This is a genomic window from Desulfobaccales bacterium (assembly GCA_041648175.1).
In the GTDB taxonomy this organism is placed as follows: Bacteria; Desulfobacterota; Desulfobaccia; order Desulfobaccales; family 0-14-0-80-60-11; genus 0-14-0-80-60-11.
In genome coordinates this window covers 31,611-46,779 of the sequence record JBAZPO010000013.1, presented here as the reverse complement: position 1 = coordinate 46,779, position 15,169 = coordinate 31,611, and the positions used below count along the sequence as shown (strand labels likewise).

The following is a 15,169-nucleotide window of genomic DNA, read 5'->3' as shown; positions in this document are numbered from 1 at the left end:
CTTGATTAATTCTTCATACAGCAGGTTAACTGGCCATTTATCGTGTCCACGCTTAAATCCTTCGAACCCACTGTAATGCTCCCCTATCTCAGCCCTACCAGAAAAATCATTCTTCAGGCTTGGACTTGGTTCGATAAAAACTAGTTTTGATCAAGCTATCCGGTTGCAAATCCATCCCCAAGGCGCGGTTTGCACGGGCCATTTCATCTTTTACTATCGCTTCTAGTTCTTGATCCGGAATCTTGGTCATGTTCACGTGTAGATCTTGCCGGTCGCCCATGCTTAACAAATACTCCTCTTCATCCTGAATATACTTATGTTGCCGGGCATAATCGTACATGGGGGTTCCGGGTTGGGGTAACAAATATCCGATGCTGGGGTAAACTCCATTGTCAATGCAACAATCAATAGTGGCCTTGATAGTTTCTGGAGTTTCTTCGGGATAGCCTATTACTAAGCTGGTATGGACCGCCAGACCGGCGCGCTTACAAATTTTCACTTGTTGAGAAAATTCGAGGGGACCCACATTTTTATGCATCCGTTGAAGTATTTCGGGGGAGGTCGACTCCAAGGAGAAGCTTAAGGCTAAGCCACCAACTTCTTTCAGTTTCTTGGCCACCTCAAGATGTTCTTCTTTGGTAAACAGGCCGCTGCGACAACTGGCGGCCCAGTAAATTTTGAGTCTCTTGGCAAGCATGGCATTGGCAAATTCTTCTGCCTGTTTCACGGAAAAGAAAGAGAGTTCATCATGAAAATAAAAATGGTTAATATCATAACGGTTGTTATGATATTCCAATTCCCCGATTATAGACTCCACTGACCGCCAGCGGTATTTCTCCCCTTGGAATACGTGATAGCAAAAAGTGCAGTTATGCAAGCAACCCCTGGCGGTGTTGATGACAAAAGACCTGAGCTGATCCCGGGGGATTGGCGGTAAAGGCTCATCCAGGGCCTTCGACTGATTTTCGATGTAAGCTTCGATATCAAATAAATCCCAGTCTGGAATGGGAATGACATTTATATCCGGGATAATCGGGCGGTGAGGAGTGATTTTAACTTCACCATCTATCTTATAAGCAATTCCCCGGACTCCGCCCAATTCCCTCTTGTCCTCAATTGTTTTTAGTAATTCTACAATAGTTTCATCCCCTTCACCCAGTACGGCGATATCAACTCCGGTTTTCTGCAATAATAAAACCGGTATGGATGAAGCCACAGAATTTCCCACCACTATTGTGGATTCCGGATAATTCTCTTTAACAATACGGGAAAGCCATTTGACAAATTTGTACCCAGTGACGATGCAGCCCATGGCCACCACATCATAACGGTTAGTGCGAAGAAAATTTTCGACTTCTTCGGGAGCCTTGGGCTGGATGTCCAAATCCAGCAAATCGAATGAGAAACCAGCTCGCTTCATGGCAGAAGCAATGTAGCCTAAGCCTATGGGGGGATATACACGCGACGGTGGAGGGCGTAACGCGATATTAATTAATAATATTCTCATGGTATCTCCTAAGTTTGTTCTTTATCGTTATTACGGTTTGGATAGCAAGAAGTTAGGAGATTGGGAAAAATCATCGTTCCGTTGGCTCCATCTTTTGACCTGCGCCAACCATAATTCCAAATTAACCAGTTGCCACAAAAACATCATATGATTTTCGGCAGATTTACCGGAGGTTACGATGAGGTCGTGTTCATTAATAATGTTGGTTACTTCATGAAGATTATAGACCCCGTGCTCCCGAAATGATCGGGAATGAATCAAATCTATGAGTTGGTCTTTGCCGCGACCTGAAAACCATATATGACTAGGTGCATTCCATCCGGTCTTCTTAACCCGTCTTCTCGTTTCTTCGGGCAACATCCCACGCATTGCTTCACGGAGCAAGATTTTGGTAACCCCGTTACAAATCTTAAACTTGCCTGGGATCATGAACATGAATTCGACGAGGCGATGGTCCAAAAACGGCAAGAAGTTATCGAGTTCAAAGGCGATTGTCTGGCGGTCCTCAGCCCGGAGACAGCACGGGATGGTTTCCCGAAAGAGGTCCTGATAAGCACGGTTTTTGAGGTAACTCTTGAACGGATGATCCATTACCGGTTCAAAGTCGTTGAGTGTGAAATAATCAGGATTCAGGGCCCGGATATATTTGTTAAGGCGGCGGCGGTCAGGAAGACACCGCCAGGGGTGCGAAAGATCAACGAGGCGCGCCAGGGCATCTTCAGCTACAGCCCGGTTTTTCCGAAATATTGGATGGTCATGATATTGGACCCACATGCGGATTTCGTTCTGCAGCTCATCTTCACGACCAGCTAAACGCAGGTCGGCAAAATGGAAAAAAAAGTACTCATATTCTCCGGCGTTCAATTCATCCCCGCCCAAGCCTCCAAATAGGGACTGAAAACCATGCTTATGGGCCTGCTCGCATAGCAGAAAGTGTGAAAGCCAAGTGGCGGTGGCCACGGGTTCGTCGTGAACCTGGACCATTTTCTGGATCAAGTCGAAGGTGTCCGGCTTGTCTACCATCACCGGATGCCAATTTTCTGCCTTGGTAGCTAACATCGGCTGGATATCTTCTGATTCGTCAAAGGTCTTGTCTTCATAAACCGTGGAAAAAACGTGCTGTTTCCGGTTGGTTGCATATACTGCTGCGGAAAGAATGGAGGAAGAATCCATCCCGCCTGACAGGGTGAACCCTGGTTTTTTAGCAGCTCTCAGCCGTAAAGCGACCGCATCTGTCAGTAAAGCTCGATATTGTTCCGCCAAAGCAGCCTTGGATTCTGTAAGATCAGGCAGGTCTGCCAGCGACCAGTATACGGTTTTCTTTACTTGGTATTTAGTAACTTGGAGGAAATGGGCCGCGGGTAATTGAGCAATTTCGGTGTAAGGGGATTGCTCAGGCTGATTATCAAAATAGCGATAATGGGACGCTGCGAAAAGGGAGACGAATTTCCGGTTGATTTCCCCGACGATGTTGGGCAAGGCCAACAAGGGACGCGGTTGCGATGCAAAAGCAAAATGTAAGGGGGTAGACACGTAGTACAGGGGCTTGACCCCAAACCGGTCACGGGCCACCCAAAGGGTATCAATGGCAGGATCATAGAGAGCTGCCGCGAAGTCACCGTTAATTTTTCGCAATGCACCGGCAAACCCAAAACGGGTATATAATGAAATTAATAACAACGCGTCAGTGTTTTTCGTTCCAAGCTCTGCTCCGTTATAAATAAAGCCGTCCATGACTGCAATAATATTATCTGCCGAGGCAATATTGGGCCCCGGATACCATCCACACCAACCAAGAACGGCATGACCGGCGGTCTCCTCGCGGGACAGCCGGTTTTTGTCACTTGACAGAGACATCAGCATGGCTTTGAGAAGCCCAGCCCCTTGTTCAGGGGAATGCTTACAAAGTATCCCGGCTATTCTCGACATAGTTGAACCAGTTCCACTTGAAGAGAGATGGTGGAATTGACCATATCAGGAAGCAACTTCAACAGGACTCACCTTTTCGGCCACAAAGAATTTCCAATAGTGTGGGTATCCGATGACCATCTGGGATTTTCCTTTAGTATGCCAATCTATCACATATCTTACCTTAAATCCATAAGATTCGATGAACTCCATCAATTCCTGCATGCCATAAGCATTGACATATACTTTTAGATTTTTCCCAGGATCAAGATACTTGTCATGAACATATAAATATTCTGCCTGCTTTTTGACGGATTCTCGAATGATTACCGTCTTGCGAGCACATAACAGCATGCGTTCCAATGGGCGATGGTAATTATCGATATTGGACAGCACATTAATACAGACGATGTGATCTACTTCACCATCCATGTCTTCAATGCGCATTACCTGCAAATTTTCTGGCGGCAGCCCATATGAGGCCAGGCAATTCCTGCCGATGTCAATAAGTGAAGAGGCGGAATCAATACCGAAATATTCCACGAGAATCTGACGTTTCTTTAAGGAGTGAAAGAAATACCCGCTGCCACAACCTACGTCTAAAAGTATGTCGCCGGGCGTTACATAAGGAGCTAAGAGTTCGACGGCCTGGGACGAACAGTCCATTTCCGGTTCTTCGAGCCGGCAGCGCCGGGCATAAAGCTCTTTGACTTGGGTACTATGTTCCCAAATACAATACTTGATCCAACCGTCGCCTTTGATCATGCCGGTTTTCCAAGTAAAAGGAAAGCCGAGGCCATGAAGTAGCCGCGCCAATCTTCCGGGTCTTCCATGGCTAGGCTCTCTTGGCGGAACAACTCGGGTATCTCTTTCTCAAACATCGGGGGCAGGCAATGGTAGTGGTAAAATAATAGTTTTACGTCCTTAAACCCCTGAGAAATAAATTGCTCTTTCAGAAGCAGCGGATTGTGTGTGCGGGAAAGAATCTCATCATACCCCGGCTCACTTTCTTTGCCCTTACGGATCGGTGGCAGATCCATGTGAAACTGGTTTTCAAGACTCTTCATAAGAGAAATTAACTGAGTTTTTCCAGTGCCGGCTTTATCTAATAGATGCTCTCTCCGGATCAATTCTTCCATAAAAAAATTATACGAATACCGGTTCAGGGTAAAAAACGAAAAAAACTGGTTACGTGCCTCAACCACCACCAGACCTTTAGGCTTGACAGCATTTCGCAGGTTCTTTATTACCGTGATGTCATGGCCATGGGGAATGTGGGGCAGGACACCAATACAAATAACTGCATCAAAGCGCTTTACCCTCTTTTTCCCGGGCATATGAAAAGATGTTGGGTCAAGCACATTACCTGTCCAGAGATGACTGGAGGGGATACCATGTTTTTCCAATACCATCTGACCTTCAAGTACCATTTCCGGGGTCAGGTCAAACCCATACAAATCTAAATTCTCATCACCCAATTCTCGCAAGAATGAAGCGGGACCACAGCCAGCATCGAGTATGCTGTTGACTTTTGCCTCACGAAGTAAATATTTTAACAAGTCTCGATGTACCGGTGGATAGGCTTCTTTAGAGCCATAATAGTCGTTGTAATAATTTTGGCTCCAGGTGGAATAACAATTTTTGATAGAGGATTCATCATATTGGTCTGGCATGGCAATTACCTTTGTTATCAGAATGGTTATACATAATGGCCTTATAACAATATTAAGATACGCCCATTGTCTTAGCTCCTAACTTAGATTAAGAAAGCTCGTAGCGTATATTTGGTGCTGGGCTCCTGGAGTCGTTCCATGACAAGAACCGAAAATCCGGCGCGAGACGCCAGCATGGCTAGGGAGGCCATACTAAAAACATGGTGATGCTCAATGAAAAACTCTTCCCGCTCTGGCCCCTCCAGGGCAGCCCCTTCACCATCGGGCAGTTCAACATAAATAAAGCCACCGCGGCGCAAATTCGCTTTGCTTTTGGCCAGCATCGCCACCGGATATTCTACATGCTCCAGTACCTTATTGAAGGTCACCACGTCAAATTTTCCCAGGTTCTCCAGGGTCATGAAATCGCCGCAAACTGCTTTGACTCCCACGTTGTCATTGGCATGTTGACACAAGCGCGGGTCGTTATCCAGCGCGGTGCAGTCCCAGCCAGCCTCTTTCATTCTGTGCAGAAAGACGCCCAAACCGGAGCCGATATCAAGAACAGTTGGCGCCCGGTTTTCAGCGGTTGGCGCTTTGAGGTGAACGGCGGCAAACTCCAGGATCCGCTTTACCCGCCCAACATTGTCTGATTTGACCGGATCTAGAGAGATAATTCGCCTGAAGGCAACCAGGATCCCTTCGCTATCAGCATAGGTTGAGCTTACATAATCATTCTGGTACATGCCGGTCAGGTCCATATTATGAACTGACACAAAATGGTGGCATGTGGAGCAGCGCCACACCTCCCGGTAATATTGGCTAGCCGCGCTGAAGGGGAAATGAGTTTCGCCTGCCGGCCGCTCATTATAAGTGAAAAACTTGCGGAAATTGTCACTCCCGCAGGGGCAATGTAAAAGAGTTTGCCCGGCGCGCCTCTCAGGTCTCATCCAAGCTTTTCCTCAAGTTTTTCAAGCCTGGCGGTAGTGTCCATCCAACAGACCACTTTCAAGCCTTCCACGTCAAGATACCGTTCAAAGTCAGGCTCTTTCCCGCCTTCCACCAGCACCAGGAAATAGCGGTTGATACGATTCTTAAGAAGCACGGGGCGCAAACCGAAGTTCTCCAACCGCCCATTGAGCGAAGGCGTAGCGTAAAAGCCCCAAGATTTACGGGCCACATCGTACTCACCGCCGGACTCCGTGACCAAGGTTATCTGTTCATCGGGTTCCAAATGGATATGCGCGCAATCCTTCATCTGGATGATGTCGCCGAAGCCGACCTCAAAGACGCGGGGGGGATCCTTGGGAGTAAACTTCATGTCCAATTCCAATCCTGGATCAGAAAATCCGGCATGACCCATTTATTATTTTTCTTCACCCAGATAGACGGGTTGCGAAACTTTTCGATAAGGTTAAAAAAATCCTCCCTGGTAATGCCGATGAAATTACAGAACTTGGCTATATCTTCGTGAGGCGTTTCATCACCCCTTGCACGAAGGATTTGGATGGCTTCGAGGCGCGTCATCCGTCCATTGCGTATCTCCAGGGATAAGTTGTCAAAGGACCTCGTGAAACCGAACTTATACCACTTTAAAAAGTGGTGAATCGAGATAAAATCATCGTCAATATCGGCATAGTCATAATAGCCCGTCTTTGGACCTTCCTCCCGCACCTTAAAGCCGCGGGCCCGGGCCACCTCCAGGCTCAAGAGCGGATCCCAGGGAAAGTAATAGCCGAGGAACGCCGCCAGCACCCCTTTGCTCTCCAACTCCTCATCTGTAGGTCCAAAGTAGGGGGTCAGTTCCTTTTCGGTTAATTCTTCGGAAATCCAATCGCGAGCCGTGGTCCCATGGGTCACGCCATAAGTTTTCAACCAGGAGCGATCCAACCTAAACCCCTTGAGCTCCTCGTCCGTGCCGCCGTATTCGAAGGCAGAATTCTCCCCCCAGATGGCTAAGGGGATGTCAAACTTGACGGCAATGGTGAGGGGAATATTGAAAAGGGCCATATGCATCGGAATCGCAGGATCACCATATCGGGCCAGCGCCAGGCAGAGAAACTTTTTCTCCACCTTGGGATTCACCTGATAATCGATATGATCCACCCCCAGGCTCACCAAATTGGCCAAATTCCGGGCCCCGATCTCGGTGCGAGCCGGACTTTTCCAGGTCACCGCTAATGGGTGCAAACCATACTCCAGGGCTTTGACTACCTGCCAGGTGCTATCTTTACCGCCGCTTACCGGGATCAGGCAGTCGTATCCCTTGCTGCGCTCCTTGGCATGGCTTATTACGCTGAGAAAAGCGCGCTCGCGTTGGGCCCAGTCGATCTCGGTCTTGGTTGCGTGGGATTCACAAGCATTGCAGATCCCCTCAGCGCTTAACTGAATGTTGGGGCGGGTATCGGGGATGATGCACTTGCGGCAATATCTCATGAGGAAAATTCCTCCAAAAACAACTTGCTGCTGAGGAAATAGAAAAGGAATTTGCTTTCGCTATTCGGCAAGGTCGAATTCTTAATTAAAGCTTCGATCTTTTCGCGCCGTACGTGATCGAAAATGGGGCTCCCATCGAGTAAGTAGCTCAGAACTTCCGGATCTTGGACATTGAGAAACGAGAAGATGGGGGCGTTAAAGCCTACCTTGCGGGGATTATCCAGGATCCGCTCCGGGGCGATTTGGCGCATTGAATCGCGCAAAATGGCTTTAGCCACGCCATTGCGTATCAGATGCTTGGATGGGATGCGGAAACAAAACTCGAACAGCTCCCGATCCAGATAGGGGGATCGGTTCTCAATGGAGAAGTACATGGCATTCAGGTCATCTTCATGGAGGATGCAGGGAACGGCCTCATGGAACATCTCATTCTGCATGCGATTGCGCAGCAGGCTGTCGGTGAAGTGTTCTTCCGTGAATGCCTCAGCCCAATCAACCTTCAAATAGCCAGCGAATTTTGCGGCATCCAGGAAAATGTGGTCGCGAAACCCCGGATCTTTGATGAATAATTCTGGATCCCGCAGGTACCGATTTCTTACCAGGGGGAAGATGCCTTCCCTCCAATTCTGTTGTGATTCCGCCAACAAAATGGGGTCTTCCCTCACCTCATACAAGTATGCCAAATGATGGTCGTAATAGCCGGTAAAAAGCTCATCAGCCGCGGTGCCGCTGATAGCAATGCGATAACCATGTGCGGCCACGCTCTCCATCAACAGCCAGTGGGCAAAATAACTTATCGTGTACACCGGCGCGTCGTGCTGTTTTACCAGGGTCCGGAGTTTAGGAAGAAAGTTGGTGGTATCCACCGGGATGGAAGTGTGGCGGATGCCCAGTTCGGCGACGGCATGGTCCACCATGTCCTGCTCTTCGTAACGCTGGTCGGTGTTGGCAATCGTGAATCCATGCACGTCGTAGCCAAAGATGTTCTTGGCAATGCTGATCAGGGAATTCGAATCAACACCGCCGCTCATGCAGAAAGCCAGGGGGACATCGGCACGCAGGCGCAGCTTCACGGAGCGGATGAGTCTTTCCCGCACCCCTGCTACTGCCGCGGGATATGTTATGGTTTCATCCGGACAAAAACCCGGTCGCCAATACTTGTATTGCTCCTCTTGGCCTTCAGCATCCAGATGTAGGCATGACGCCGACGGTAGCTCGCCCAGACCTTTGAAAAAGGTGTGGCTATCTTTGTAAAGCGCCTTATAGCCATTGACCAGGTAGCGGTAAAGATGGTCAAAGTTCACCTCCAGCCGCCGGCCCAGGAGAGCGGTGATAAACTTGATCTCGGAACCGAAATAGACTCCGGAACCGGTACGGTAAAGGTAAAGGGGTTTCTCACCGAAGCGGTCCCGACAGAGGGTCAGGGAACCATCCGCCTCGTCGTACACCGCAAAGGCCCACATCCCTTCGCACCGGTCCAGGGCGGACCAGCCATGGCATTCCAGGGCGTTCAGCAGGACTTCTGTATCGGACTCGGTGGTAAAATGGCGGCCATGCGCCTGCAGGTCCCGGCGCACCTCCAGGTAATTATAGAGCTCGCCGTTGTAGACCAGCCATTTCGACCCGACCTGGAAAGGCTGGTTGGCCCGGGGGTCCAAATCAATGATACTGAGACGGCTGTGCAATAAATAGACGTTCCGCCCTGCCGGGTTGGTCCAGTGTCGGAAAGCCTCGTGGTCCGGGCCGCGACGGCGCATCAATGCCAGGCACGCCTGGAGGCGCTCCGGGTCAAGCTCTTTCAGGCCGAAGTAGCCAGCAATACCGCACATTATGAGATTTAATCCAGGATTTTTCTCAAGCCTGCTGCCATCAGGTCATTAACCGCATTTTCAAATTTCCAGATGGACATTGTCATGAGGGTTGCAATATTTACCAAATCGTGCCGACGGTCCACAAAATTCCGCAACTAACGCTATTATTTAAAGTAACGGCTATTTTCTTTCTGAGCTCCGGTAAAATTTTTATCGGATTTAGGTAGTTCTATCTTGTCTTCTCTATTGCTCAAGGTGAGATTCAAGAATTAAATCATGGGCCTTCAACGATACGACTAATTTCCTTCCAAGCAACGATATCGCGGCTGCCGGCGCTAATCCATGCCGCGGGCGGACATAATCCAAATCATTTACAGTTAACCGGGTCCCCTCCGGCAAGTCCCGGGATGCCACTATACTGCGCCGGGCGGCGAGCGCGGCCTCCTGCTCTGCTGGCGACGGCACCTTTTCTCCACTGCCCAATATCAAATCCACGTTGTGTGCTACATTAGCTAAGCACCGAAGCTCCTCGGGATCAGAAGAAATCGCATGATCCCTGAAGGCGCGGTTCTTATCAAGGGTGAAATGCTTTTCAATTATCCGGGCTCCCATTGCCATGGCCAGAATTGACGCCTCAACTCCCTGGGTGTGGTCCGAGTAGCCTACGGTTAGATCGAAGGTATGACGTAATGTTTGAATAGCCCTCAGGTTGGCTGCCCCGAGGGGGGTCGGATATAAACTTATGCAATGCAATAAAGCCAGCTTTTCATATAATGAATCGCTGGTTATTTGACTCTCAATAATCTTTACAGCTGACCTCACCTCGCTTAGGGTACTCATTCCTGTCGAAAGGAGGAGGGGTTTATTCAGACTCGCCGCTTTGACCAGTAATGGCACAAAATCCAGATCACCAGAAGCGATCTTTATAGCTGAAACCAAATCCGCGATGCTCTCTAAGGACTGAATATCAAAAGCGGAAGCTATGAATAACAAGCCTTTGGTCTGCGCCAGTGAAGCCATTTCAGCAAAAGCAGACAAAGGCAACCGAAAAGCTGATAATTGGGCGATCCGCTCAACTTGAGAGCGATTAACCAGCTTTTCCGGATTGATTATCTGGACTTTTACCGCGTCGGCCCCTGCTGCCGCGGCCGCAGCCACCATTTCCAAGGCCAAGGATGGGTCACCTTCGTGGTTATTACCAATCTCTGCCACCACCAGCACTTTGTCATCCAGGTTGAACCGGCCGATATGCATAGTTTCAACGATTCCCCGGCTGCGGCACGTGCCGGTGCATGACGTAGGCTGATTTGATCAACGAGAAGCCGAATTTCGGATACAGCCGCATAGAAGGCAGGTTGGCAATCTGGGTGCCCACCTGGAGGAAGTCGCTTTGGTCTCTATAAAAATCCACAAAGAAAGCCACAAGGGCTTGTCCGATGCCCCGCCCCTGGTACTCCGTGGTCACCCCGATTAAGTCGATGGCGCGATACCGTCTCCCGGCCTCTTCGCCGGCAATGACCGCCAAAAATCCCGCCGGCCGCTCAGCCACGGTAGCTACCCAGAGGTGCTCCCCCCGCTGCTTGAGAATATAATTCAAGATCCAGTCATGCTTGATCTGATTGGCCGTCTCGAGTGGAATGAGCGGGTCCAGGTGAAAGCGCGAATATCGGAAACAGGACTTGGCAATGCCCAATACCGCCTCCCGCTGGGTGGGGTGAAATACACCAATCCGGCAACTGGACCTGGCTTCCGGTGCAATGCTCCGGGGTTCGACCGCCTTATCCAGGCCAAAGGTTACTTGCATGTCCACCACATAGAAACCTAACGCAACCAGGTGCCTCACCAGGTCAATCCGGGTGGAACCAATTTTGGCGTAATAACTGCCCACCGCGTGACGTTTCAGATGCTGAGCTATCCGGTCACGCCAGGGAGCGCTTTCCTCTTCCCGGATAGCGTCGGCGTCATCAAAGTTAACCTTGAATACGCTATGACCGACGACAGCCGAGAGCCAACGGTCTTCCGAGAGGTCCATTTTGGGGTTTGAGGAGATCAGGGCGCGTCTATCCGCAGGTTGCGATACCACCCGATATATTTTTTCATTCCCACTTCTAAGGGGTTTTGCGGCGCATAACCCAACAGGTTCACGGCCTTATCGATACTCATCGTGCCGCGAAACGGCATTAGCCCGTCGCGCTCCACATATTCCGTCTCCACCTCGGGAAAGTACTCCTTGATAGTCGTCGCCATTTCCAGGATAGAGCGGGCGTTGCCATTGGTCATATTGAATACCTGGTTCTTGGAGGCTGGGTTGGCAATCGCCCGGCAAACACCGTCCACCAGATCATCAATATAGGTAAAGTCAAGCTTCTCACTGCCGTCCCCGTCGATCCGCAATTTTCTGCCCCTCAAGGCATTCTCGATGAAGATTTGGATGACCCGGCGGCTGATACACCTGGGGCCATACAGGGCTGAAGGGCGAATGATGGTATAGGGCAGGCCGAATACCTGTTGATAGGCGATGACTAGTTTTTCTCCGGATAATTTCAAGGCCCCGTAAATGCCGATGGGGTTGAGGGGGTGTTCCTCATCCACTTTCGGCGTCAGAAAATTCCCGTATACCATACTGGAGGAAAAGAAGATGAAATGCTTTACGACGGTCTGGGCGAAGTCCAGGGCGTTTTCCAAAGTCCGTAAGTTATGATCAAAGGTACTAAAGGGATCTTTGTTGGAGCGTTTGGCGTGGGCAATAGCCGCCAAGTGGACTATAACCTCCGGCTTGATCTGATTCAGGATATTGGAAAGTTTAAAATAATTCCGAGCGTCCTGAATAAAAACCTGGATACCGGCAGCCCTTAATAACTCCATGCGCTGATTGAGGATTTGCAAGTACAAATCCCGGTTTTCCGCCACCGTGCCGTTAGAATGAACCCAGAGAAAGTTATTGACATTCAGGCCGTCAATCACCGATACCTGAGCCCCGTATTGTTTCAGGGTCAGGGCCAGATTGTGCCCGATGAATCCTGCCCCGCCAATCAGGGCAATCTTACGGTCCTGTAACTGATCGATCATGCGATTGTTCCTTTCAGGGCCATGTGGACCTGCTCTACGATATATGCCACATCGGCCTCGTCTATATGCGGCCCCACCGGTAACGCTATGGCTTGATCGCTGATCCGCGTCGCCTGAGGGAAGTGGCTGAGGTCATACCCATACTTGTTCCGGTAATAAGCCAGCCGGGGCACCGGATGGGGGTAATAGATGCTGGTGCCAATCCCAGCGGCATTGAGGCGGGTGACCGCCGCATCCCGCTGTTCCCGGTCAGCCCGGTCCAAAACCAGGCTCAAACAATAATGGCTGTTCTGAGACTCGGCAGAATGGCAATCCAGGACGGTGAGTCCGTCAACCCCGAACAAGCCGCGTTTCAAGGAGTCGAAATTAGCTCGGCGCCGATCCAGGATTTCCTGCACCCGACCCAACTGCACCCGACCCAGAGCCGCTTGCATTTCGCTCATGCGATAATTAAGACCGAGGACGGGCACATCATAAATCCCCGGGATAGTCCGCTCGGCGTAACTCCGATCCACTCCGAAGGCCCGCAGTTTTGCCACTCCCTGGGCGACCTCTTCGTGGCGGGTGATAAACATTCCCCCTTCACCGGTAGTTATGTGCTTGGCCGGGTAGAAAGAAAAACAGCCGACATCCCCAAACAGGCCCACATGCCTGCCCTGATAATGCGCTCCCACCGCCAGAGCACAGTCTTCGACTACCTTCAGACCATGTCGCCGGGCTACCTCCATAATCTCCGGCATGGCACAGGGGATTCCAAGAAAATGCACCACCGATATTGCCTTGGTGCGCCGGGTGACCGCCGCGGCAATATCCTCTGCCGTCAGATTTCCCGTATTCGGGTCGCAATCCACAAAAACCGGCCTGGCGCCTACCCACTCCACCGCATGCACCGTGGCCACGTGGGTTTGCGCTGGCACGATCACTTCGTCTCCATCCCCGATGCCAAAGTGGAGATAGGCCAGGTGTAGAGCTGCCATCCCGGAACTGACCGTTACACAATGGGCCCCATCTCCCACGAAGGCCGCGAACTGGGTTTCAAAAGCCTTGCACTGGGGGCCATGGGTTAGGATGTGGCCGTGAAGTACTTCCATTACGGCACTGCGCTCTTCGTCGGTGATCCACGGGCGTCCAAATGGAATGCTACGATACTGTGTCATACATATTCAACCTTTAAGGCCTCCCCAGACATTAGCGCTTGGGTAATGGCCGCACAAACGCTTATTACATCAAATTCATGTTGTGTCTCGGCCTCCATGTTTTCATCCAGCATTACCGATTTTACGAAATTGGGAATCAGATCTCCCTTGGTAGCGGGTAGGGTCGCCAAACCCATGACCTTAGCGGGGCTCCCAGGGTCGCGGCTCATCTGCAGCCTGGGTCCCTGGTCATCGTAAATAAAAGTCCCTTTGGTCCCAAATACCCGTATCACATGTTGATGCGGGTGAACACAGCCGAAGTTGGCGGTGATTCGCCCGATCATACCGTTGCCGGCCTGTAACATAGCTTCAACGTTGTCCATATAACGAAAGTCGGTCCCCTGGCTGCAGATTCGATTGCCAAGGGCTAAAACCTTAACTGGCCTTTCTCCGGTAAGCCACAACATAAGATCCACCAGGTGCACTCCTCCACCCAGTATCACCGAATAATCCACTACATCTTTGCGCCAGCCATGAGTAATTTTATCCAATCTGCCGTAAAGGTAATCTGCATCAAGAGAGTAAATCTTCCCCAATTCACCGGCTTCGATCAGTTGCTTCAAGTATCGGTAGACGGGGGCGGCTCGTAGAACCAAATTGGAATATAATTTTGCTTTTCCATGCTGCTTCGCCCAGGCCCGCTTAATTATCCGCAACTCCTCAACTGTGCAGCACAAGGGTTTTTCCACAAAAACACTTTTGCCGACCTTCAAGGCCTCGACCACTTGCTCAAAATGCGCATCATCATAGGAAGCTATGGAGACAATCTGAACTTCCGGGTCCTGGAGAATGGCTCCGTAATCTTCTGCAACCTTACCTCTCTCAAATTCGCCTGTCAAGCGCCTGGCTTTTTTCAAGTCCAGGTCATAAAGCCAGCGAAGTTCACACCTGCCAGTCCTGAGATAAGCCCTGGCATGCTGCTCACCGATCCCCAGTCCAACTACGGCAACCCCGATTTTCCCTTGCCTTGGAGTCATAAAACTCTTTCCAAACGTTTCAGGTCCTCAATGGTATCCACGCTGAAACTTTCTTTAGCCAGGGCCGGGTTGCCGGATTCGAGGTTGATTATCTTAAATCTGTCGGAATGATTATAATAAACCTGAGTCAGGTGCTCCTGTTCCTCCTTAGTCAGATTAGCGGAGTCAATGGCTGCGAAAGGTTTCGAATTCACCATTTCCAGGCTCCTCCCCGGCGGAAATGTTCTCGGGAAGACATTGGTCACCAGATCCACCTGTGTTCGGTCGCAATAGTTCATAATCTTCTGCATCAAGGAGCTGTCCAGGAACGGGCTGTCGGCACAAATCCGGAAAAACCATGTGCAAGGAAATTCCCTCAAGCACAGCTGAAACCTGGAAAATACATTGTCAAGTGGCCCCCGAAAAACCTGAATGCCATTTCCCCTTAGGTAGTACGCCAGTGGATCGTCTGACTCTTCCTGGCTGGTGGCCACCACCACCATCTCCGAGGGGATTACCTGGGTTACTCGAGCTATAACCCTGGCAATTATCGGCTTGCCTCCCAGTGGAGCCAGAACTTTTCCTGGAAATCTCTCGGAACTCATGCGGGCTTGAATGTAGGCGCGAATCATAG

14 protein-coding genes are annotated in these 15,169 nt (G+C 50.3%); all 14 read right to left on the bottom strand.

Going from position 1 to position 15,169, the window contains the following annotated elements; genetic code table 11:
• Positions 1-106: 106 nt before the first annotated feature.
• Positions 107-1,507: a radical SAM protein gene (locus tag WC600_12670; GenBank protein MFA4903581.1), complete on the bottom strand. Its 1,401-nt coding sequence runs from the start codon at positions 1,505-1,507 to the stop codon at positions 107-109.
• Between the two features lie 30 nt (positions 1,508-1,537).
• Positions 1,538-3,436 (bottom strand): asparagine synthase-related protein, encoded by a 1,899-nt coding sequence (locus WC600_12665; protein MFA4903580.1) that lies wholly within the window; start codon positions 3,434-3,436, stop codon positions 1,538-1,540.
• A 45-nt stretch (positions 3,437-3,481) separates the two neighbouring features.
• Complete coding sequence (locus WC600_12660; protein MFA4903579.1) at positions 3,482-4,180, bottom strand: class I SAM-dependent methyltransferase; 699 nt, start codon at positions 4,178-4,180, stop codon at positions 3,482-3,484.
• Positions 4,177-5,088, bottom strand: a complete 912-nt coding sequence (locus WC600_12655; protein ID MFA4903578.1) for a class I SAM-dependent methyltransferase — start codon at positions 5,086-5,088, stop codon at positions 4,177-4,179. Before WC600_12655 ends, WC600_12660 begins: the two co-directional genes overlap by 4 nt.
• A gap of 83 nt (positions 5,089-5,171) precedes the next feature.
• Complete coding sequence (locus WC600_12650; GenBank protein ID MFA4903577.1) at positions 5,172-5,828, bottom strand: class I SAM-dependent methyltransferase; 657 nt, start codon at positions 5,826-5,828, stop codon at positions 5,172-5,174.
• A 185-nt stretch (positions 5,829-6,013) separates the two neighbouring features.
• The gene (locus WC600_12645; GenBank protein ID MFA4903576.1) at positions 6,014-6,388 is read right to left on the bottom strand and encodes a hypothetical protein; all 375 of its coding nucleotides are present in this window, start codon (positions 6,386-6,388) and stop codon (positions 6,014-6,016) included.
• Positions 6,385-7,503 carry an N-acetyl sugar amidotransferase gene (locus tag WC600_12640; GenBank protein ID MFA4903575.1) on the bottom strand — a complete coding sequence of 373 codons (1,119 nt, stop codon included), beginning with the start codon at positions 7,501-7,503 and terminating at the stop codon, positions 6,385-6,387. Before WC600_12640 ends, WC600_12645 begins: the two co-directional genes overlap by 4 nt.
• Positions 7,500-9,332 carry an asparagine synthase (glutamine-hydrolyzing) gene (asnB, locus tag WC600_12635; GenBank protein ID MFA4903574.1) on the bottom strand — a complete coding sequence of 611 codons (1,833 nt, stop codon included), beginning with the start codon at positions 9,330-9,332 and terminating at the stop codon, positions 7,500-7,502. The genes WC600_12640 and asnB overlap by 4 nt, the downstream gene beginning before the upstream one ends.
• 225 nt (positions 9,333-9,557) lie before the next feature.
• Positions 9,558-10,568 (bottom strand): N-acetylneuraminate synthase family protein, encoded by a 1,011-nt coding sequence (locus tag WC600_12630; GenBank protein MFA4903573.1) that lies wholly within the window; start codon positions 10,566-10,568, stop codon positions 9,558-9,560.
• 4 nt (positions 10,569-10,572) lie between these two features.
• Positions 10,573-11,346 carry a GNAT family N-acetyltransferase gene (locus WC600_12625; protein MFA4903572.1) on the bottom strand — a complete coding sequence of 258 codons (774 nt, stop codon included), beginning with the start codon at positions 11,344-11,346 and terminating at the stop codon, positions 10,573-10,575.
• Positions 11,347-11,363: 17 nt separating this feature from the next.
• On the bottom strand, positions 11,364-12,383 hold the full coding sequence (locus WC600_12620) for an NAD(P)-dependent oxidoreductase (protein MFA4903571.1): 1,020 nt from the start codon (positions 12,381-12,383) through the stop codon (positions 11,364-11,366).
• Positions 12,380-13,540, bottom strand: coding sequence for a DegT/DnrJ/EryC1/StrS family aminotransferase (locus WC600_12615; protein MFA4903570.1), 1,161 nt, complete (start codon positions 13,538-13,540; stop codon positions 12,380-12,382). The genes WC600_12620 and WC600_12615 overlap by 4 nt, the downstream gene beginning before the upstream one ends.
• Positions 13,537-14,556, bottom strand: a complete 1,020-nt coding sequence (locus tag WC600_12610) for a Gfo/Idh/MocA family oxidoreductase (protein MFA4903569.1) — start codon at positions 14,554-14,556, stop codon at positions 13,537-13,539. Before WC600_12610 ends, WC600_12615 begins: the two co-directional genes overlap by 4 nt.
• Positions 14,553-15,140: an NTP transferase domain-containing protein gene (locus tag WC600_12605; GenBank protein ID MFA4903568.1), complete on the bottom strand. Its 588-nt coding sequence runs from the start codon at positions 15,138-15,140 to the stop codon at positions 14,553-14,555. The genes WC600_12610 and WC600_12605 overlap by 4 nt, the downstream gene beginning before the upstream one ends.
• Positions 15,141-15,169 lie beyond the last annotated feature (29 nt).

Coding starts and splice junctions, on each gene's coding strand:
- WC600_12670 (MFA4903581.1), bottom strand. CDS start 1,507: ATGAGAATATTATTAATTAATATCGCGTTACGCCCTCCACCGTCGCGT.
- WC600_12665 (MFA4903580.1), bottom strand. CDS start 3,436: ATGTCGAGAATAGCCGGGATACTTTGTAAGCATTCCCCTGAACAAGGG.
- WC600_12660 (MFA4903579.1), bottom strand. CDS start 4,180: ATGATCAAAGGCGACGGTTGGATCAAGTATTGTATTTGGGAACATAGT.
- WC600_12655 (MFA4903578.1), bottom strand. CDS start 5,088: ATGCCAGACCAATATGATGAATCCTCTATCAAAAATTGTTATTCCACC.
- WC600_12650 (MFA4903577.1), bottom strand. CDS start 5,828: ATGGACCTGACCGGCATGTACCAGAATGATTATGTAAGCTCAACCTAT.
- WC600_12645 (MFA4903576.1), bottom strand. CDS start 6,388: ATGAAGTTTACTCCCAAGGATCCCCCCCGCGTCTTTGAGGTCGGCTTC.
- WC600_12640 (MFA4903575.1), bottom strand. CDS start 7,503: ATGAGATATTGCCGCAAGTGCATCATCCCCGATACCCGCCCCAACATT.
- asnB (MFA4903574.1), bottom strand. CDS start 9,332: ATGTGCGGTATTGCTGGCTACTTCGGCCTGAAAGAGCTTGACCCGGAG.
- WC600_12630 (MFA4903573.1), bottom strand. CDS start 10,568: ATGCATATCGGCCGGTTCAACCTGGATGACAAAGTGCTGGTGGTGGCA.
- WC600_12625 (MFA4903572.1), bottom strand. CDS start 11,346: ATGGACCTCTCGGAAGACCGTTGGCTCTCGGCTGTCGTCGGTCATAGC.
- WC600_12620 (MFA4903571.1), bottom strand. CDS start 12,383: ATGATCGATCAGTTACAGGACCGTAAGATTGCCCTGATTGGCGGGGCA.
- WC600_12615 (MFA4903570.1), bottom strand. CDS start 13,540: ATGACACAGTATCGTAGCATTCCATTTGGACGCCCGTGGATCACCGAC.
- WC600_12610 (MFA4903569.1), bottom strand. CDS start 14,556: ATGACTCCAAGGCAAGGGAAAATCGGGGTTGCCGTAGTTGGACTGGGG.
- WC600_12605 (MFA4903568.1), bottom strand. CDS start 15,140: ATGAGTTCCGAGAGATTTCCAGGAAAAGTTCTGGCTCCACTGGGAGGC.